This is a genomic window from Pseudomonas sp. DCB_AW (assembly GCF_026240895.1).
Classification (GTDB): Bacteria; Pseudomonadota; Gammaproteobacteria; order Pseudomonadales; family Pseudomonadaceae; genus Aquipseudomonas; species Aquipseudomonas kermanshahensis.
This window is the reverse complement of sequence record NZ_JAPFCE010000035.1, coordinates 1-18,292: the sequence shown is the minus strand read 5'-3', so window position 1 is coordinate 18,292 and position 18,292 is coordinate 1. Positions and strand designations below refer to the sequence as shown.

General features: G+C 63.7%; 17 protein-coding genes. 13 read left to right on the top strand and 4 right to left on the bottom strand.

All coding sequences use genetic code 11. From position 1 onward, the window contains the following. Nucleotides 1-360: 360 nt before the first annotated feature. A complete protein-coding gene (locus OO306_RS18295; RefSeq protein WP_265969535.1) occupies nucleotides 361-2,349 on the bottom strand; it encodes a hybrid sensor histidine kinase/response regulator in 1,989 nt (662 codons plus the stop codon). Between the two features lie 265 nt (nucleotides 2,350-2,614). Between OO306_RS18295 and OO306_RS18290 the strand changes: the two genes are divergently transcribed. The 4 genes from OO306_RS18290 to OO306_RS18275 all read left to right on the top strand — a co-directional run bounded on the left by OO306_RS18290 (nucleotide 2,615) and on the right by OO306_RS18275 (nucleotide 6,085). Further along, a complete protein-coding gene (locus OO306_RS18290) occupies nucleotides 2,615-3,412 on the top strand; it encodes a hydroxymethylpyrimidine/phosphomethylpyrimidine kinase (RefSeq protein WP_085272375.1) in 798 nt (265 codons plus the stop codon). Between the two features lie 14 nt (nucleotides 3,413-3,426). Continuing rightward, nucleotides 3,427-4,050, top strand: a complete 624-nt coding sequence (gene thiE, locus OO306_RS18285) for a thiamine phosphate synthase (protein ID WP_027592630.1) — start codon at nucleotides 3,427-3,429, stop codon at nucleotides 4,048-4,050. A 17-nt stretch (nucleotides 4,051-4,067) separates the two neighbouring features. Continuing rightward, entirely contained in the window at nucleotides 4,068-5,351 is a 1,284-nt protein-coding gene (gene hemL, locus OO306_RS18280) for a glutamate-1-semialdehyde 2,1-aminomutase (RefSeq protein WP_085272346.1), read from the top strand. Nucleotides 5,352-5,539: 188 nt separating this feature from the next. Then, nucleotides 5,540-6,085 (top strand): tetratricopeptide repeat protein, encoded by a 546-nt coding sequence (locus OO306_RS18275; protein ID WP_027592628.1) that lies wholly within the window; start codon nucleotides 5,540-5,542, stop codon nucleotides 6,083-6,085. Between the two features lie 6 nt (nucleotides 6,086-6,091). Here OO306_RS18275 and OO306_RS18270 read toward each other — a convergent pair whose 3' ends face one another. Then, nucleotides 6,092-6,418 (bottom strand): DUF1820 family protein, encoded by a 327-nt coding sequence (locus OO306_RS18270; RefSeq protein ID WP_027592627.1) that lies wholly within the window; start codon nucleotides 6,416-6,418, stop codon nucleotides 6,092-6,094. 250 nt (nucleotides 6,419-6,668) lie between these two features. On the opposite strand from OO306_RS18270, the gene OO306_RS18265 reads away from it, so the two are divergent. From OO306_RS18265 to lnt, 4 genes are read left to right on the top strand one after another with little or no spacing between them, the layout of a single operon-like run. Then, the gene (locus tag OO306_RS18265; RefSeq protein ID WP_027592626.1) at nucleotides 6,669-7,667 is read left to right on the top strand and encodes a PhoH family protein; all 999 of its coding nucleotides are present in this window, start codon (nucleotides 6,669-6,671) and stop codon (nucleotides 7,665-7,667) included. Next, nucleotides 7,660-8,133, top strand: a complete 474-nt coding sequence (gene ybeY / locus OO306_RS18260) for an rRNA maturation RNase YbeY (RefSeq protein ID WP_099455387.1) — start codon at nucleotides 7,660-7,662, stop codon at nucleotides 8,131-8,133. The genes OO306_RS18265 and ybeY overlap by 8 nt, the downstream gene beginning before the upstream one ends. A gap of 25 nt (nucleotides 8,134-8,158) precedes the next feature. Further along, entirely contained in the window at nucleotides 8,159-8,998 is an 840-nt protein-coding gene (locus OO306_RS18255; RefSeq protein WP_027592624.1) for an HlyC/CorC family transporter, read from the top strand. An 8-nt stretch (nucleotides 8,999-9,006) separates the two neighbouring features. Then, nucleotides 9,007-10,524 (top strand): apolipoprotein N-acyltransferase, encoded by a 1,518-nt coding sequence (gene lnt / locus OO306_RS18250; RefSeq protein ID WP_099430532.1) that lies wholly within the window; start codon nucleotides 9,007-9,009, stop codon nucleotides 10,522-10,524. A 64-nt stretch (nucleotides 10,525-10,588) separates the two neighbouring features. Here the strand turns inward: lnt and OO306_RS18245 are convergent, their stop codons facing one another. Both OO306_RS18245 and OO306_RS18240 read right to left on the bottom strand, forming a co-directional pair. Beyond that, nucleotides 10,589-11,350 (bottom strand): YdcF family protein, encoded by a 762-nt coding sequence (locus OO306_RS18245; RefSeq protein ID WP_265969534.1) that lies wholly within the window; start codon nucleotides 11,348-11,350, stop codon nucleotides 10,589-10,591. Between the two features lie 132 nt (nucleotides 11,351-11,482). Continuing rightward, complete coding sequence (locus OO306_RS18240; protein WP_027592621.1) at nucleotides 11,483-11,797, bottom strand: hypothetical protein; 315 nt, start codon at nucleotides 11,795-11,797, stop codon at nucleotides 11,483-11,485. A 227-nt stretch (nucleotides 11,798-12,024) separates the two neighbouring features. Here OO306_RS18240 and leuS point away from each other — a divergent pair, with 227 nt between their 5' ends. The 5 genes from leuS to OO306_RS18215 all read left to right on the top strand — a co-directional run bounded on the left by leuS (nucleotide 12,025) and on the right by OO306_RS18215 (nucleotide 18,111). Beyond that, nucleotides 12,025-14,631, top strand: coding sequence for a leucine--tRNA ligase (gene leuS, locus OO306_RS18235; RefSeq protein ID WP_027592620.1), 2,607 nt, complete (start codon nucleotides 12,025-12,027; stop codon nucleotides 14,629-14,631). Between the two features lie 60 nt (nucleotides 14,632-14,691). Then, complete coding sequence (gene lptE / locus OO306_RS18230; protein WP_186677453.1) at nucleotides 14,692-15,297, top strand: LPS assembly lipoprotein LptE; 606 nt, start codon at nucleotides 14,692-14,694, stop codon at nucleotides 15,295-15,297. 38 nt (nucleotides 15,298-15,335) lie between these two features. After that, entirely contained in the window at nucleotides 15,336-16,373 is a 1,038-nt protein-coding gene (gene holA / locus OO306_RS18225) for a DNA polymerase III subunit delta (RefSeq protein WP_027592618.1), read from the top strand. Nucleotides 16,374-16,566: 193 nt separating this feature from the next. Then, nucleotides 16,567-16,731: an alternative ribosome rescue factor ArfA gene (gene arfA / locus OO306_RS18220; protein ID WP_016501800.1), complete on the top strand. Its 165-nt coding sequence runs from the start codon at nucleotides 16,567-16,569 to the stop codon at nucleotides 16,729-16,731. Between the two features lie 60 nt (nucleotides 16,732-16,791). Further along, on the top strand, nucleotides 16,792-18,111 hold the full coding sequence (locus OO306_RS18215; protein ID WP_265969533.1) for a lytic murein transglycosylase: 1,320 nt from the start codon (nucleotides 16,792-16,794) through the stop codon (nucleotides 18,109-18,111). Nucleotides 18,112-18,292: the final 181 nt, after the last annotated feature.

Here is an 18,292-nt window from a genome sequence, read left to right as displayed (position 1 = left end):
TAGGTCGCGGGGGCAAGCTTTGAGAATGCATCAGGGCTGATAGGTGCTCGCCACAACACATTTAGCGCCTATGAGATCGAGCGCCGCCCGCGCGGCGCTTCGCAGCACAAGGCTGCTCCTACATCTGTTTCGGGCCAGTCACGCCTGTGAGGGCGGCGCGCGACCGCCTTATTGGTCCGACTCGATATCGCGCCATGCACCAAGGGATCGCGCGGAATAACTGGCCCGGAAGAAATGTAGGAGCAGCCTTGTGCTGCGAAGCGCCGCGCGGGCGGCGCTCGACTTCCCAGGCGCTAAACCTCCCGTGGCGGGCGCCTGTCAGCCCCAAACGCGTCCTGCCCGCTATCGATACACCTACTACTAGAAGGAGCGACGCGTCTGCTGCATGTGCGGAGGCAACTGCACCTGCGATATCGCGACTTTCATCGTCAACTCGAACCGGCTCCCCAACCCGCGCGTTGACTCATGCGACAGCGTGGCCCCCAGCAACTCGCCCATCTGCCTGCAAATCGACAATCCGATGCCCAGCCCGCCATAACGCCGGGTCATGGAACCATCAACCTGGAAAAAACGCTGATAAAGCGTGGCCTGGTCGAGATCATCGAAGCCGATACCACTGTCACTGACCGTGAAGGTAAGCGCCAGGTTGTCCGGCCCCAGGCGCTGGCCACGCACCTGCAGCATGACCCCGCCCTGATCGGTGAACTTCAGGCCGTTGTCCAGCAGGCAACCCAGGCAACGGGCCAGTTTTTGCGCATCGGACAGCAGCGCGTCTGGCAGATCGGCAGGTATGTCCAGGCTCAGGTACAACCCTTTACCCAGCGCCTGGCCAGCGTGTGCGGCTCGCAAGCCTTGCAGCATGTTACGCAGGCTGAAGGGCGCGGCCTGCACACGCAAGCGGCCGCCCTGTAGCTCGGAGAGGGTGAGGATGTCGTCGACCATGTCCATCATGCTCTGCGCCGACGTGACCGCTGTGCGATGGTACTGGGCCATTTCGGCCTCCATCGGCAGGGTGTGCATCAGCTCAAGCGAGCCGATCACACCATTCATCGGGGTGCGCAGTTCATGGGTGACCGTGGCCAGGAACTCGTCCTTCAAGCGGTTGCTCCTGGCCAGTTGCAGGTTCAACTGCTCCAGGGTTCGACCGGTTTCACGCAGGGTCTGCGCCTGTTGCTCGCGCAGGCTGTTGATACGGTCGGCCAGCGCCAGCGACAGCAGCGCCACCTCCAGCGCCGAGCCCAACTGGCTGGCATACATCGTGATAAACACGTTCGGCAAGTAACCCAGCACCATCAAGGTGTTGACCAGCCCGCCCAGCAAAAACGCCGACCAGGCAATGATGAACCAGCGCGCCACCCGCAAACCGCGCGACCAGGCATACACGCCAGCGGCAAAGATGCTGACGGTGAACAGCAACGCCAGCACCGTGGCCATGCGCAGGGCGATGCCATACGGCATGCTCACGGCCAAGACCATCACCAACCCACCGCCCAGCATCAGCAGTTGCAACAACCGGTCGAAGCCACGGCTGATCTTGCCCAGTTGCAGAAAATGCCGGGCGAACTGGCAGCCGAACAAACCGGCAGCGCCAATGAACAAGGGCGTCGAGGCATTCGCCCACCAGGGGCTGTCCGGCCAGAAGTAGGCGACCCCCGCACCGTTCACCGAAACCTGATAAAGACCGAACGAGGCGATGTAGAGGATGTAGTAGAGGTAGCTGACATCCCGCACGCTGAGGTAGATGAACAGGTTGTACACCAGCATCACCAGCAACACGCCGTAGATCATGCCCAGTACGTACAGGCGCGTGGGCTGGTCCTCCATGTAGGCCTCGGCCGACCATAGCGCCAGCGGCGCCTGCACCGAACCCTGGCTGTGCAAGCGCAGGTAGACGGTGGTCGCCTGGCCTGGGGGCAGCGGCAACTCGAACAGGTAGTTGTTCTGCCGGATCTGCCGGCTGGCGTAAGGCAAGGCGTCGCCCGTGCGCTGGGCCAAGCGGTAAGTACCGGTGCTGTCGGGCAGGTACAACTCGAGGTGATCCAGAGGTGGGTAGGCCAGTTCCAGCAGCCATTGGCGGGGGGTGGCAGTGGCCGACGGCAGGTAACGCAGGTCGATCTTCAACCAGAACACCGACGTGGAATAACCCGCGTTCAACACAGGCTCGTGATGGGCCCGAAAGTGCTTGGCGAACGTGGGCTCACTGACTTGGGCAATGCTGGTACTGCCATCAGGGTCTTCGAAGACCTGAAGGGTTTCGCCCAGCGGAAGATGGCGGGTAGCGTCGTCGAAGTCGACCGCAACGGCCAGCACGGGCAACAAGCCCAGAAGCACAATCAGCAAATAGCGCATACAGCCCCAGCATGGCCTGTCCGGTCGCGTCGCGGTTGCCTCCCATCCGTTTGAGACGACGTAATCCGGCAGAACCCGTTTGTCGAGTTATCCGAGCACTCTAGCATAGCTTTCCTACCTGGCAATCGGCCATCTCGAATTGCGGCCAAAAGGCTCTAAATCAATACTTTCAGCAGAACAACACACCTGAATCTGACCAGTCGATCAGCAAAACTCGTTTGTAGGACGATCCCCACAAATGGGTTTGGTGGTAAGCTCGCCGCCCATGAATACCTACAGCTCCCGCCCCGTTGTCCTCTGTCTCTCCGGCCACGACCCCAGTGGCGGCGCCGGCTTGCAGGCAGATATCGAAGCCCTGATCGCCCAAGGCTGTCACGCCGCACCCGCGGTGACCGCCCTGACCGTCCAGGATACCGTCAATGTTTCCGACTTCCGCGTGCTCGACCGCGAGTGGGTGCTGGCCCAGGCCAACGCCGTGCTGGCTGACTCCACGGTAGCGGCCGTCAAGCTGGGCATGCTCGGTTCGATCGACATGGTCGACACCGTCGCCGAACTGCTTGCCGCCCACCCGCACCTGCCGCTGGTCTGCGACCCGGTCCTGCGTGCTGGTGGCGGTGGCCGCCTGGGCAAGGACGAAGTGGGTTACGCCGTGCGCGAACGCCTGCTGCCGCTGGCGACCATCGCCACGCCGAACCTGCCGGAAGCGCGCATTCTCGCCGAGCTGCCTGAAGGCACTGCCGACGAGTGTGCCGAGAAACTGTTGCCGTTCTGTAGACACCTGTTGATTACCGGGGGTCACGGCGACGAAGACGAAATCCACAACCGCCTGTACAGCCGCGATGGCCAACGCCTGACCTGGACCTGCCAACGCCTGCCAGGCAGCTACCACGGTTCCGGTTGCACCCTGGCCAGCGCCCTGGCCGGCCGACTGGCCCTGGGCGAAGCACTGCAAAGCGCTGTGCGCAGCGCCCTGGACTACACCTGGCGCACCCTGCGTGACGCCGAGCAACTGGGCAAGGGCCAGTACGTGCCGCGCCGCCTGCCCCTGGATTTCTGCTCCTGATACGAGGCTTTCAGATGAAGCTACGCGGTCTGTACGCAATCACCGACAGCCAGCTGCTCGCCGGCCGTTTTCTGTCCCATGTCGAAGCGGCCCTGGACGGCGGGGTGCGACTGTTGCAGTACCGCGACAAGAGTGACGACGCCGCGCGTCGCCTGCGCGAAGCCGAAGCCTTGAAGCAACTGTGCGAGCGCTACGACACCCAGCTGATCATCAACGACGACGCCGAACTGGCCGCACGCCTGGGTGTCGGCGTGCACCTGGGCCAGACCGACGGCCCGCTGACCCCGGCCCGGGCGTTGCTGGGCCGCGAGGCCATCATCGGCTCGACCTGCCACGCGCAGCTCGACCTGGCCCGCCAGGCCGCCAGCGAAGGCGCCAGCTATGTGGCCTTCGGTCGCTTTTTCAACTCCGTGACCAAGCCGGGCGCACCGGCCGCCAGCCTCGACCTGCTGGAACAGGCCCGCGCCCAGGTCAAGCTGCCGATCGCCGTGATCGGCGGCGTCACCCTCGACAACGCTGCCCCGTTGGTCGCCCATGGCGCCGACCTGCTGGCGGTGATCCACGGCCTGTTTGGTACCGATAGCGCGCAGGAAGTCACCCGCCGCGCCCGTGCCTTCAACGCCCTGTTCGCTTCCTGATTTCGAGAGAAGATCCCATGTCCCGTTCCGAAACCCTGTTCGCCCAAGCCCAGAAGCACATCCCGGGCGGCGTCAACTCGCCCGTCCGCGCGTTCAAGAGCGTTGGCGGCACTCCGTTGTTCTTCAAGCACGCCGAAGGCGCCTATGTCGTTGACGAAGACGACAAGCGCTACGTCGACTACGTGGGTTCCTGGGGCCCGATGATCCTCGGCCACGGCCACCCTGAAGTGCTCGATGCGGTGCGCAACCAACTGCAACACGGCCTGTCCTACGGCGCCCCGACCGCCATGGAAACCGAGATGGCCGACCTGGTCTGCTCGCTCGTGCCGTCGATGGAAATGGTCCGCATGGTCAGCTCCGGCACCGAAGCCACCATGAGCGCCATCCGCCTGGCCCGTGGCTACACCGGCCGCGACGCCATCATCAAGTTCGAAGGCTGCTACCACGGCCACTCCGACAGCCTGCTGGTGAAAGCCGGCTCGGGCCTTCTGACCCAAGGCGTGCCAAGCTCGGCGGGCGTGCCGGCGGACTTCGCCAAACACACCCTGACCCTGCCGTTCAACGACATTGCCGCGGTCGAAAAAACCCTGGCTGACGTCGGCCAGACCGTGGCGTGCATCATTGTCGAGCCGGTGGCCGGCAACATGAACTGCGTACCGCCAGCCCCGGGCTTCCTCGAAGGCCTGCGCGAGCAGTGCGACAAGCACGGCGTGGTGTTGATCTTCGACGAAGTGATGACCGGTTTCCGCGTCTCGCTGGGCGGCGCCCAAGGCTACTATGGCATCACCCCTGACCTGTCGACCTTCGGCAAGATCGTCGGCGGCGGCATGCCGGTCGGCTGCTTCGGCGGCAAGCGCGAAATCATGGGCTGCATCGCCCCGCTGGGCCCGGTCTACCAGGCCGGTACCCTGTCGGGCAACCCGCTGGCCATGGCCGCCGGACTGACCACGCTGAAACTGATCAGCCGCCCAGGCTTCCACGCCGAACTGACCGATTTCACCAGCCGCATGCTCGACGGCCTGCAACAGCGTGCCGATGCCGCTGGCGTACCGTTCGTCACCACGCAGGCGGGTGCCATGTTCGGCCTGTACTTCAGCGGCGCCGATGACATCGTCACCTTCGACGACGTGATGGCCAGCGATGCGGATCGCTTCAAGCGCTTCTTCCACCTGATGCTCGACGGTGGCGTGTACCTGGCGCCAAGCGCGTTCGAGGCGGGCTTCACCTCTATCGCCCATGGCGACAAGGAGCTGCAGATCACCCTGGATGCCGCTGAAAAGGCCTTTGCTGCACTGAAGTAAACCGCCACATTTGCCCCTGTAGGAGCGCCCTTACAGCCCTTTCGCGACGTAAGGCCGCTCCTACACAATCAGCTGACTTCCACAACCCGACAGAATTTCGCGTAAAACTTTGTAAGGTTGGCGCTGCTTATCCCATAATGTGCCACCAGAGACATTGGCCGCAGCTTTGCAGAGGTAAGTCGATCCCCATGAACCGCACCGGCCGCGCCCTGACCCTGGGCTGCCTGTTGCTTCTACAGCCCCTGCTGGCCCTGGCGGAGGGTGGTAACTCATTGCTGATTCCAGCGACGAGCCGCTGCACCCTGAATGTTCAGCCAGAAGACCTCGCCAATGCCCTCAAGGCCTGCGAGCAGACGGCGACGACGGGGGATGCCCAGGCGCAGTTCGAACTGGGCGAGTACTACTACACCCAGACGCCCAAAGACCTGAACAAGGCCCTGAACTGGTTTCAGCAGGCCTCGTTGCAAGGCCACGCCCAGGCCCAATACCGGCTTGGCGCCATGTTCTTCCGCGGCGAAGGGGTCAAGGCCAATAACGTGCAGGCCTACATTCTGCTGAAGATGGCGGCGGTCAACGGCGCTGAAGATGCGCTGGACATGGCCGACGAAGTGACCGAGCAGATGCCCCGCGACGAGCTGGAACACGCGACCCAGGTGCTCGGCCAGATCTTCCGCAAGTACCTGCTTGAACTGCAGAACGCCGAAGGGCGCTCGCCGTTCTCGCCACTTCCCTGAAACGCCCTACTTCTCTGGCATCGGCATGGGGAACGGCATCACATTGCCGCCGCCCTTGGCCTCGCTGATCTTCGCCGTACCCAAGCGCTCGACCTCGTCGATGCGCACGATCGAATGCATCGGCACGAAGCTGCGGATCACGCCCTCGAACTGGCTCTTGAGCTTCTCTTCGCTGGGGTCGACCACCACCTGAGTGCGCTCGCCGAAGACGAACTCCTCGATTTCCAGGAAGCCCCACAGGTCGCTCTGGTAGATCTGCTTGGCATACATCTCGAAGACCTGCCCCTGGTTGAGGAAGATCACTTTATAGATGGCGGGTTCGCGTTTGCTCATGGTTGGCGGGATAACACATGCGTAAGAAAAGGTGCGCATCATAGCAGTGCCGGCCTCTTCGCGGGTAAACCCGCTCCCACAGGCTCTCCACCGGCCTTGAAACCTGCGCAGTACCTGTGGGAGCGGGTTCACCCGCGAATAGGCCAGAACAGGCCCTACATACCGTTGAACGTTTCAGTGCTTTCGCCACTGCCATTCAAGGGTTATTCTTGAGCTCACACCCATTGCCGTCGGGCGGCTAAAAACGACCTTGAACGCACCCATAGAACCTCATCGTTTCATCCTCGAACCTTTCGAGGCCCACCGTTTCGCCAACTTGTGCGGCCAGTTCGACGAGCACCTGCGCCTCATCGAGCAACGCCTGGCCATCGAGATCCGCAACCGCGGCAATCAGTTCGAACTGATCGGCGAACCCAAGACCACCTCCGCTGCCGAGCAACTGCTGCGCCGCCTCTACCGCGAGGCCAAGGCCACCGACTTGTCGCCAGAAACGGTCCACCTGTACCTGCAGGAATCGACCGTCGAGAACATCGACAACCCGGCGGTCAACGAGGTCAGCGTCTCGTTGCGCACGCGCAAGGGCAACATTCGCCCGCGCGGTGTCAACCAGCAGCGGTACGTCAAGGAAATCCTGGCCAACGACATCAACTTCGGCATCGGCCCGGCCGGTACCGGCAAGACGTACCTGGCCGTGGCCTGTGCCGTAGATGCCCTGGAGCGCGAGCAAGTGCGCCGCATCCTGCTGGTACGCCCGGCAGTCGAAGCGGGCGAAAAGCTCGGCTTCCTGCCCGGTGACCTGGCACAGAAGATCGACCCGTACCTGCGCCCGCTGTACGACGCCCTGTACGAAATGCTGGGTTTCGAACACGTGGCCAAGCTGATCGAGCGCCAGGTGATCGAGATCGCCCCGCTGGCCTACATGCGTGGCCGTACCCTGAACAACAGCTTCATCATCCTCGACGAAAGCCAGAACACCACGCTCGAGCAGATGAAGATGTTCCTCACCCGCATCGGCTTCGGCTCGACGGCGGTGATCACCGGTGACATCACCCAGGTCGACCTGCCCCGTGGCACGAAGTCGGGCCTGGCGCACGTGATCGAGGTGCTCCGGGACGTTCCGGGTATCAGCTTTACCCATTTCCAACCCAAAGATGTGGTTCGTCACCCACTGGTGCAACGCATCGTCGAGGCCTACGACCGCTTCGAAGGCCGTCAGGCCAAGCCAGAGGCACCCGGCAAAGATGCTTGAACTTGACTTGCAACGGGCCACGGACGCCGCCGCCCCTGACGATGCTGCCTTCCGCCGCTGGTGCGAGCTGGCCCTGCGCCAGCGCAGCGCCGACTCGGAGATGACCATCCGCCTGGTCGACGAAGCCGAAGGCCGCGAGCTGAACCACACCTACCGGCACAAGGACTACGCGACCAATGTGCTGTCGTTCCCGGCCGACGTGCCTGATGACCTGCTCGATATCCCCCTGCTGGGCGACCTGGTGATCTGCGTGGCGGTGGTCGAGCGCGAGGCCGCCGAACAGGGCAAAACCCTGGAAGCCCACTGGGCGCACCTGGTCATCCACGGCTGCCTGCACTTGCTCGGCTACGACCACATCGACGATGAAGAAGCCGAGGAAATGGAAGCCCTGGAACGAGAATTGCTGGCAGAACTGGGTCACCCTGACCCGTATGCCGACGATGAAGACGAAACCATCACACACTGATACTGCAAGGATCACGAGAACCGCCATGAGCGAAGATCGATCGAGCAACGGGCAAAAGTCCTGGCTGGGTAAACTGACCCAGGCTTTTGCCCATGAGCCGAAAAACCGCCAGGAGCTCCTTGAGCTGCTGCGCGAAGCCCATCAGAACAAGCTGCTCGACAGCGAAGCGCTGACCATTGTCGAAGGCGCCATCCAGGTTGCTGACCTGCAGGTGCGCGACATCATGGTGCCGCGCTCGCAAATGATCAGCATCAAGGCCAGCCAATCGCCTCGCGAGTTCCTGCCGGCGGTGATCGACGCCGCGCACTCGCGCTACCCGGTGATCGGCGAAAGCCACGATGATGTGCTGGGCATCCTGCTCGCCAAGGACCTGCTGCCGCTGATCCTCAAAGAGAACGGCGACAGCTTCAACATCAAGGACCTGCTGCGCCCGGCCACCTTCGTGCCGGAGTCCAAGCGCCTGAACGTGCTGCTGCGCGAGTTCCGCGCCAACCATAACCACATGGCCGTCGTCATCGACGAGTACGGCGGTGTGGCAGGCCTGGTGACCATCGAGGACGTACTCGAACAGATCGTCGGTGACATCGAGGACGAACACGACGTCGAGGAAGACAGCTACATCAAGCCGCTGCCCAGCGGCGACTTCCTGGTCAAGGCACTGACCCCGATCGAGAACTTCAACGAGTTCTTCGACAGCACCTTCTCCGATGACGAATTCGACACCGTGGGCGGCCTGGTGATGAGCGCGTTCGGGCACCTGCCCAAGCGCAACGAAACCACCGAGATCGGTGCTTACAAGTTCCGCATTCTCAATGCCGACAGCCGGCGGATTCACCTGCTGCGCCTGACACCGATCACCCGCTAAGGACAATCATGCGTTGGATCACCCGCCCCGGCTGGCCCGGTAACCTGCTGGCCATGGCGGCCGGCGCTTCCACCCTCCTGGCCTTGGCGCCGTTCGACATCTGGCCGCTGGCCCTGTTGTCCATCGCGCTGCTTTACCTTGGCCTGCGCGAGCTCAGCCCGCGCCAGGCCATGGGCCGCGGCTGGTGTTTCGGCTTTGGCCTGTACGGCGCCGGCACCTGGTGGATCTACGTCAGCATGAACACCTACGGCGGCGCTTCGCCGCTGCTGGCGATCCTGCTGCTGCTGGCGTTCTTCGCCGCCCTTGCCTGGTTCTTCGCCCTGCCCACGTGGCTGTGGGCGCGCTGGCTGCGGCGCAACGAGGCGCCGCTGGCCGATGCCTTGTGCTTCGCTGCCCTGTGGCTGTTGCAAGAGGCCTTCCGAGGCTGGTTCCTGACCGGCTTCCCCTGGCTTTATGCGGGCTACAGCCAGCTCGATGGCCCCTTGGCGGGCTTGGCGCCGCTAGGCGGCGTGTGGCTGATTTCCTTCACCCTGGCGCTTAGCGCTGCCTTGCTGTGCAACCTGCATCGGCTACGCGCCCGGCCCTCGTTCCTGGCCGTCGCCGGCGTGCTGCTGCTCGCCCCCTGGGTACTGGGCATGGCCCTCAAGGGGCACGCCTGGACCAAGCCTGCGGGTGATCCGCTCAAGGTGGCCGCCATCCAAGGCAACGTCGAGCAGGAGGTGAAATGGGACCCCGCGCACATCGACGCGCAGCTGGCGCTGTACCGCGACATGACCTTCACCTCGAAGCCCGTAGACCTGCTGATCTGGCCCGAAACCGCGGTGCCGGTGCTCAAGGACCAGGCCCAGGGCTACATCGACGTGATGGGCCGCTTTGCCGCCGAGCGGCATTCGGCGCTGATCACCGGCGTCCCCGTACGTGAGGTGGTGCACCACCAACGCCGCTATTACAACGGCATCACCGTGACCGGCGAAGGCGACGGCACCTACCTCAAGCAGAAACTGGTGCCGTTTGGCGAGTATGTGCCGCTGCAAGACATGCTGCGTGGCGCGATCGAGTTCTTCAACCTGCCCATGTCGGACTTTGCCCGGGGCCCCGAAGACCAGCCGCTGTTGCAGGCCAAGGGTTACCAGATCGCGCCGTACATCTGCTACGAAGTGGTGTACCCCGAGTTCGCGGCGAGCCTGGCGGCGCGCAGCGACCTGCTGCTGACCATCAGCAACGACACCTGGTTCGGCACCTCCATCGGCCCCCTGCAACACCTGCAGATGGCGCAGATGCGGGCACTGGAAGCCGGCCGCTGGATGATCCGCGCCACCAACAACGGCATAACCGCGCTGATCGATCCGTTCGGGCGCATTACCACGCAAATTCCGCAGTTCCAGCAGGCGGTGCTGTATGGCGAGGTAGTGCCGATGCAGCAATTGACGCCTTACCTGCAGTGGCGCTCGTGGCCGCTGGCGATCCTCTGTGTGCTGTTGCTGGGCTGGGCGTTACTGGCCGGGCGCATCGCTAAGACCGTTTGAGTTCTCCTGCACCGGCCTCTTCGCGGGTAAACCCGCGAAGAGGCCAGCACAAGCAATACAAGGCTCAATAGAACAACCGATACCCCAGCAACCCAACGGCTTCATTGAGCAACTGCCCGCTTTGCCACATGGCCCGGCTCTCCGGCAGCAACCCACCGAACGGCCGTGCATGATCACGCCCGAGGAATCCCACCGGCGCCGGCACCACCTCGAACCCGGCCTGCTCGAAGCTCCAGCGCGAGCGCTGCATGTGCCACGCCTGGGTCACCACCACCACCCGGCGGATACCCAACGGCTGCAACACCTTGGCGCTCATCTGAGCATTTTCCCAGGTCGTGCGGCTGTCCTCTTCCTTCCACTTCACCTGCACCGCGAAATCCTCATGCAGGCGATCCGCCATCAACCGCGCCTCGCTCGGCGGCGTGCCGTAGTGCAAGCCACCGCTGGTCAGCACCGGCAACCCCGACGCCCTGGCCAGCCGCGCAGCAAAGCGCATGCGCTCAAGGGCCGTTGCCGTAGGCTGGTCATCCCCACCCCAGGCCGGGTCACCGCGCTCACGCCCGGCACCTAGCACGACGATGGCATCCGCCCTGCCGGCAAGGCCCGCCCACTCGCTGACCTGCAAAGGCGGTTCGGTTTCCAGCAACCGTGCCGACTCCTGCACCACCAGGGGCAAACTCATCAGCCACAGGCCACCCAGCCCCACTGCAAAGCACAGCGCCGCCAGCCACGGGCGGCGGGTACGCAGCCACCAGGCGGCCAGCAGCAGCAGGAACAGGACGCCCGGCGGCATCAGCCATTGCTTGATGAAGAATCGAATGGGCATCGGCTACACCTCCATGGAAGGCGTGCAGCCTAAGAGGATCGACGCCGGGCAACAAGTGTGCGGCCGGCGACGATCGTGAGAAGTGTATTGAAGAACCGGCGCGCGATGGCCTGCGCCTGGCGTCCTGAACGGCTAACGATGCGGCAGCGTCCTGGATCTCGCCGTGCTGGCGGGGCGTTTCTTGTCCTTGAGCCAGATGATCTTGGCCGATGTCGGCTCCGCTTGCGGGTAACTGCCGGCACAGGCATTTTGGCGCTCCGGAAGGGATTCCAGGTAGGCCTTGATCACTTCGAACTCTGCGTGGCTAAGGCCGCGCAACTCCAGCTCGGCTGGACTCTCGTCGCGCAATCGTACCGACGTCCGGGCAACTTCCAATGCCAGGCCAAGGCGGTCGATCAGGCGTTCGTAAAGCTCCGGTTTGATTGCGGGTAGCTGCGTCTCTCCCATCCGTTCACCTCATTGAAGATAAAAATATCTCCCCCCACACCTGAGCTTAGCGTCACTCTAAAAAGCAGCCGTTTGCCGCGACCAGCGGGCATTCGCAATCAAGGTTTCCCACGATGCGCAGCGCTGCTGTATGCTACGGCGTTCACTCTAAACGACACCGGAGTACCGGTTGCAGCGAGGTTCCGCTGCCTGGAACAAGGTCTCTTCTCTCTCAGCCAAAAGTAGCCATGCACGAACAATACACGCCCCGTGATATCGAAGCCGCCGCCCAGAACTTCTGGGACGAGCAACAATCGTTCGCTGTTACCGAACAGCCAGGCAAAGACACCTACTATTGCCTATCGATGTTCCCGTACCCGAGCGGCAAGCTACACATGGGCCACGTGCGCAACTACACCATCGGTGACGTGATTGCCCGCTACCAGCGCATGCTGGGCAAAAACGTCCTGCAGCCGATGGGCTGGGACGCTTTCGGCATGCCCGCGGAAAACGCGGCGATGAAAAACAACGTCGCCCCGGCCAAGTGGACGTACGAAAACATCGACTACATGAAGACCCAGCTCAAGAGCCTGGGCCTGGCCATCGATTGGGCACGTGAAGTCACCACCTGCAAGCCGGACTACTACCGCTGGGAACAGTGGCTGTTCACCCGCCTGTTCGAAAAGGGCGTCATCTACCGCAAGAACGGTACCGTGAACTGGGACCCGGCCGACCAGACCGTGCTCGCCAACGAGCAGGTCATCGACGGCCGCGGCTGGCGTTCGGGCGCGCTGATTGAGAAGCGCGAAATCCCGATGTACTACTTCCGCATCACCGACTACGCCGACGAGTTGCTCGAGAGCCTCGACGAGCTGCCGGGCTGGCCTGAACAGGTCAAGACCATGCAGCGCAACTGGATCGGCAAGTCGCGCGGCATGGAAGTCCAGTTCCCGTTCGACCAGGCCAGCATCGGCCACGAAGGCGCCCTCAAGGTCTTCACCACCCGTCCTGACACGCTGATGGGCGCCACCTACGTCGCCGTCGCCGCCGAACACCCGCTGGCCACCCAGGCTGCCCAAGGCAACCCGGCGCTGCAGGCGTTCATCGACGAGTGCAAGAGCGGCAGCGTCGCCGAGGCCGACATGGCCACCCAGGAGAAGAAGGGCATGCCCACTTCCCTGCTGGTGGAACACCCGCTGACCGGCGAGAAGCTGCCGGTTTGGGTCGCCAACTACGTGCTGATGCACTACGGCGATGGCGCCGTGATGGCCGTGCCGGCCCACGACGAGCGCGACTTCGAGTTCGCCCACAAGTACAACCTGCCGGTCAAGGCCGTGGTGCGCACCAGCGCTGGCGATGAAGTCGGCAACGAGTGGCAGGCTGCCTACGGCGAGCATGGCCAACTGATCAATTCCGGCGAGTTCGACGGCCTGGACTTCGCCGGCGCCTTCGACGCCATCGAAGCCGCCCTGATCCGCAAGGAACTCGGCAAGTCGCGCACCCAGTTCCGCCTGCGCGACTGGGGCATCAGCCGTCAGCGTTACTGGGGCTGCCCGATCCCGATCATCCACTGCCCGTCCTGCGGCGACGTGCCGGTGCCGGAAGACCAGCTGCCGGTCACCCTGCCAGAAAACGTGGTACCGGACGGTGCCGGCTCGCCGCTGGCGCGCATGCCCGAGTTCTACGAATGCACCTGCCCGAAATGCGGCACGGCGGCCAAGCGCGAAACCGACACCATGGACACCTTCGTCGAGTCGTCCTGGTACTTCGCCCGCTACGCCTCGCCAAACTACGACCAAGGCCTGGTCGACCCTAAAGCCGCCAACCACTGGCTGCCGGTCGACCAGTACATCGGCGGTATCGAGCACGCGATCCTGCACCTGCTGTACGCGCGCTTCTTCCACAAGCTGATGCGTGACGAAGGCCTGGTCACCTCGAACGAGCCGTTCAAGAACCTGCTGACCCAGGGCATGGTGGTCGCCGAGACCTACTACCGCGTTGCCAGCAACGGCGGCAAGGACTGGTTCAACCCGGCCGATGTCGAGATCGAACGTGACGCCAAGGCCAAGATCATTGGCGCCCGCCTGAAGACCGACGGCCTGCCGGTGGAAATCGGCGGCACCGAGAAGATGTCGAAGTCGAAGAACAACGGCGTCGACCCGCAATCGATGATCGAAGCCTACGGCGCCGATACCTGCCGCCTGTTCATGATGTTCGCTTCGCCGCCCGACATGAGCCTGGAGTGGTCCGATTCCGGCGTCGAAGGCGCAAGCCGCTTCCTGCGCCGTGTCTGGCGTCTGGCCCAAGGCCACGTCAGCCAGGGCCTGCCGGGCAAGCTGGATGTCGCCACGCTGGACGACGCGCAAAAGGTCATCCGCCGCGCCATCCACGCCGCGATCAAGCAGGCCAGCACCGACGTGGGCCAGTACCACAAGTTCAACACCGCCATCGCCCAGGTGATGACCGTGATGAACGTCCTGGAAAAGGCCCCGCAAGCCACCGAACAGGACCGTGCCCTGCTGCAGGAAGGCCTTGAAGCCGTCACCCTGCTGCTGGCGCCGATCACCCCGCACATCTCCCACGAACTGTGGAAGGCGCTGGGCCACGACCAGGCGGTCATCGATGCTGGCTGGCCAGCCGTCGACGAGAGCGCACTGGTACAGGACAGCATCGTCCTGGTGGTGCAGGTCAATGGCAAGCTGCGTGGTCAGGTCGAAATGCCGGCCGCCGCCAGCCGCGAGGAAATCGAAGCCGCCGCCCGCAGCAACGAGAATGTCCTGCGCTTCATCGATGGCCTGACCATCCGCAAGGTCATCGTGGTACCGGGCAAGCTGGTCAACATCGTCGCCAATTGATGGCACGCCCGCCCGCAGGTTCTGCGGGCGGGCGGTACAGGCCCAAGAGGGAGCAACAACATGATCAAACGCAATCTGCTGGTAATCGGCCTGGCCGTCGTGCTCAGCGCCTGCGGTTTCCAGCTGCGTGGCACCGGCACCACCGAGCTGAGCGTCAAAGAGATGGACGTCAGCGCGCGCAATGCCTATGGCGAAACCGTGACCCAGCTGCGTCAGGTTCTAGAGCGTAACGGCGTCAACCTGCACGCGGGCGCGCCTTACCGCCTGGTGCTGACCAACGAGCAGGAAAACGAACGCGCCGCGACCTACACCGGTGGCAGCCGCTCGGCCGAGTACGAGCTGACCACGGTACTGAACTACAGCATCCAGGGCCTGAACAACCTGGAACTGCTCAGCGACAAACTGGAAATGCGCAAGGTCTACGTGCGTGACGGTTCCAATATCACCGGTTCCGAGCAGGAAGCCAAACGGGCACGTGACGAAATGCGCCGCGACCTGGTCAACGCCATGGTCGTACGCCTGCAGATGCTGACCCCGACGCAACTCGACGAGCTGCAGCGTAAAGCCGACGAACGCGCCCAGGCTGAAGCCGCCGCGCTGGAAGCGGCACGCCGTCAGCAGGCGGAAACGCCTCAGCAGTCGCCACTGGAAGTTCCGGGCAACTGAGCCCGTGCGGGGCACCTTAGGTGCCCCGCCTGTTTCCGATGAAACTCGCCCCCGCCCAACTCAACAAGCACCTGCAAGGCGCCCTGGCACCGGTTTACGTGGTCAGCGGTGACGACCCATTGCTGTGCCAGGAAGCCGCTGACGCCATCCGCGGCGCCGCACGCCAGCAAGGTTTCGACGAACGCCAGGTGTTCAGCGCCGACGCCAATTTCGACTGGGGTACCTTGCTCCAGGCGGGCGCCAGCCTGTCGCTGTTCGCCCAGCGCCGCCTGCTGGAACTGCGCTTGCCCTCCGGCAAGCCAGGTGACAAGGGTGCTGCCGCCTTGATGGAATACTGCGCCAGGCCGGCCGAAGACACGCTGCTGCTGATCAGCCTGCCCAAGCTCGACGGCAGCGCGCAGAAGACCAAGTGGGGCAAGGCCCTGATCGAAGGCGCCCATTGCCAGTTCATCCAGATCTGGCCGGTGGATGCGCACCAGCTGCCGCAGTGGATCAACCAGCGGCTGTCGCAGGCAGGCCTTTCGGCTCAACGCGATGCCGTGGACCTGATCGCCGCCCGGGTCGAAGGCAACCTGCTGGCTGCCGCCCAGGAAATCGAAAAACTCAAGCTGCTGGCCGACGGTAACCAGATCACCGTCGAGACCGTACAGGCGGCGGTCGCCGACAGCGCCCGCTTCGATGTCTTCGGCCTGGTCGATGCCATTCTCAATGGCGAAGCCGCGCACGCCCTGCGCATGCTTGAAGGCCTGCGCGGCGAAGGCGTGGAGCCGCCGGTGATTCTGTGGGCACTGGCGCGCGAACTGCGCCAACTGGCCGGGCTGGCCCAACAGTTCAGCCAGGGCGTGCCGCTGGACAAGGCCTTCAGCCAGGCGCGACCACCGGTGTGGGATAAACGCCGCCCGCTGGTCAGCAAAGCCCTGCAGCGCCTCTCGGCGCAACGCTGGGCGCAGCTGTTGCAAGATGCCCAGCGGATCGATGCGCAGATCAAGGGCCAGGCCGAGGGTTCGCCCTGGACCGGGCTGGCACGGCTGTCGCTGCTGATGGCCGGGCAGCGGCTAGCGCTCCCTTCCGAATAGCCGGGGCCGCTTCGCGCCCCATCGCGACACAAGGCCGCTCCTACAGCAATCGCGTACCCCTGTAGGAGCGGCCTTGTGTCGCGATGGGCTGCATAGCAGCCCTAAGTCCCCAACCATATACACAATCAATTGGCCCTCCCCCACCCAGCGGCCTACAGTGCGCCCCGAAAGCCACCCATCGGGAATCCGCACCATGAGCAAAAAACCGAAGAAGCACGGCCCCAACAAGGCCAAGTCGATCGTCGCCCAGCCACTGTTCCGCTGCCGCCAGGAACAACCGGACAAGGGCAAAGGCAGCTACCGCCGCGAAGCCTTCCAATCGAGAGATTGGGAGGCTTCTTACTTTTTGGCGGCATGAAAGCATCGAAAGCGCAGGCATGGTATGGTCGTCACCTGACCTGAAATTCTGGATCTGTGCATGCTCCTCAGCCTTCTCCCCCGTTGGAAATCCCGCCAGCTGATCGCGGCCTCCAGCTTCATCCTGCTCGTCGCCTGCGCGGAAAAACCCACCGCCGCCGATGCCTTGCCGCTGGCACCCGCCCAGCCCGCCCCGGTGGTGAATGTGCCTGGTGCAACGCCCGACGCCAGCGCTACTGAGATCCAGCCCCTGCAAACCTTCGCGCAATGGCAGGCTGGCTTCCGCCAACAAGCCTTGCAGGCTGGCATTTCGCCAAACACCTTCGACCGTGCGTTCCTCGGTGTCACCCCCGACATGGACGTGATCAAGGCCGACCGCAGCCAGCCAGAATTCACCCGCCCGGTGTGGGAATACCTGGAAGGTGCACTGTCGCCACTGCGCGTGCGCAACGGCAAGAAGCTGATGGAGCAGAATGCAGAACTGTTGAACCGCATCGAACAGCGCTATGGCGTGGACCGCCAAGTGCTGGTTTCGGTCTGGGGCATGGAGAGCAACTTCGGCCAGTTCCAGGGCAGCAAGTCGGTCATTCGCTCACTGGCGACCCTGGCCTACGAAGGCCGCCGCCCCCAATTCGCCCAAGACCAGCTGATTGCCGCCCTGCAAATCCTGCAGAACGGTGATATCCAGCCAGAGGCCATGCGTGGCTCGTGGGCTGGCGCCATGGGCCAGACCCAGTTCATCCCGACCACTTATAACACCCATGCAGTGGATTTCGACGGTGATGGCCGCCGGGATATCTGGAACAGCACCCCCGATGCCCTGGCCTCCACAGCGCACTACCTGCAGAGCTCTGGCTGGAAACGCGGCCAGCCTTGGGGCTTTGAAGTGCAAGTACCGGCCGGTTTCGACTTCTGGCTGGCCGACGGGTCACTGCGCAAGCCGGTGAGCGAGTGGTTGCAACTGGGCGTGAAGCTGCCAGCCGGTACTCAGTTGCCCGCCAACAGCAATCAGCTGTCTGCCGCCCTGCTGCTGCCTGCAGGTGCGCGCGGCCCGGCGTTCCTGGTGCTGGACAACTTCCGCGCCATCCTCAAGTACAACAACTCGTCGTCCTACGCACTGGCCGTAAGCCTGTTGGGTGACCGGTTCTCGGGCTGGGGCTTCATTGCCGGCAGCTGGCCGAAAGAGGACCTGCCTTTGAGCCGCAGCGAGCGCATGGAGCTGCAACACCTGCTCAACGCTAGCGGGCATGACGCGGGCAATGCCGATGGCATCATTGGCGCCAACACCCGCAAGGCCATTCGCAATGCCCAGCAGGGGTTGGGATGGCCGGCGGATGGGTATCCAACCCATAAGCTGCTCGAGAGCCTGCGCCAGCAGTAAGAACGCTGGGGGCGCGTTGCGCCCCTTTCGCGACACAAGGCCGCTCCTACCAAAATGGGCCCGGCCCCCGGGGGGCCGCCCGTGGGGGCGCCACGGGGGGGCCCCCGCCCCCCCCACCCCCCCCCACAAACAAAAAAACGGCCCAAACCCCCCCCTCTCCCCCCAAAGCCCGACCACCACC

What these genes read in the sequence shown, in the direction of transcription:
- OO306_RS18295 (WP_265969535.1), bottom strand. Translation starts at nt 2,349, where the DNA reads ATGCGCTATTTGCTGATTGTGCTTCTGGGCTTGTTGCCCGTGCTGGCC.
- OO306_RS18290 (WP_085272375.1), top strand. Translation starts at nt 2,615, where the DNA reads ATGAATACCTACAGCTCCCGCCCCGTTGTCCTCTGTCTCTCCGGCCAC.
- thiE (WP_027592630.1), top strand. Translation starts at nt 3,427, where the DNA reads ATGAAGCTACGCGGTCTGTACGCAATCACCGACAGCCAGCTGCTCGCC.
- hemL (WP_085272346.1), top strand. Translation starts at nt 4,068, where the DNA reads ATGTCCCGTTCCGAAACCCTGTTCGCCCAAGCCCAGAAGCACATCCCG.
- OO306_RS18275 (WP_027592628.1), top strand. Translation starts at nt 5,540, where the DNA reads ATGAACCGCACCGGCCGCGCCCTGACCCTGGGCTGCCTGTTGCTTCTA.
- OO306_RS18270 (WP_027592627.1), bottom strand. Translation starts at nt 6,418, where the DNA reads ATGAGCAAACGCGAACCCGCCATCTATAAAGTGATCTTCCTCAACCAG.
- ybeY (WP_099455387.1), top strand. Translation starts at nt 7,660, where the DNA reads ATGCTTGAACTTGACTTGCAACGGGCCACGGACGCCGCCGCCCCTGAC.
- OO306_RS18255 (WP_027592624.1), top strand. Translation starts at nt 8,159, where the DNA reads ATGAGCGAAGATCGATCGAGCAACGGGCAAAAGTCCTGGCTGGGTAAA.
- lnt (WP_099430532.1), top strand. Translation starts at nt 9,007, where the DNA reads ATGCGTTGGATCACCCGCCCCGGCTGGCCCGGTAACCTGCTGGCCATG.
- OO306_RS18245 (WP_265969534.1), bottom strand. Translation starts at nt 11,350, where the DNA reads ATGCCCATTCGATTCTTCATCAAGCAATGGCTGATGCCGCCGGGCGTC.
- OO306_RS18240 (WP_027592621.1), bottom strand. Translation starts at nt 11,797, where the DNA reads ATGGGAGAGACGCAGCTACCCGCAATCAAACCGGAGCTTTACGAACGC.
- leuS (WP_027592620.1), top strand. Translation starts at nt 12,025, where the DNA reads ATGCACGAACAATACACGCCCCGTGATATCGAAGCCGCCGCCCAGAAC.
- lptE (WP_186677453.1), top strand. Translation starts at nt 14,692, where the DNA reads ATGATCAAACGCAATCTGCTGGTAATCGGCCTGGCCGTCGTGCTCAGC.
- holA (WP_027592618.1), top strand. Translation starts at nt 15,336, where the DNA reads ATGAAACTCGCCCCCGCCCAACTCAACAAGCACCTGCAAGGCGCCCTG.
- arfA (WP_016501800.1), top strand. Translation starts at nt 16,567, where the DNA reads ATGAGCAAAAAACCGAAGAAGCACGGCCCCAACAAGGCCAAGTCGATC.
- OO306_RS18215 (WP_265969533.1), top strand. Translation starts at nt 16,792, where the DNA reads ATGCTCCTCAGCCTTCTCCCCCGTTGGAAATCCCGCCAGCTGATCGCG.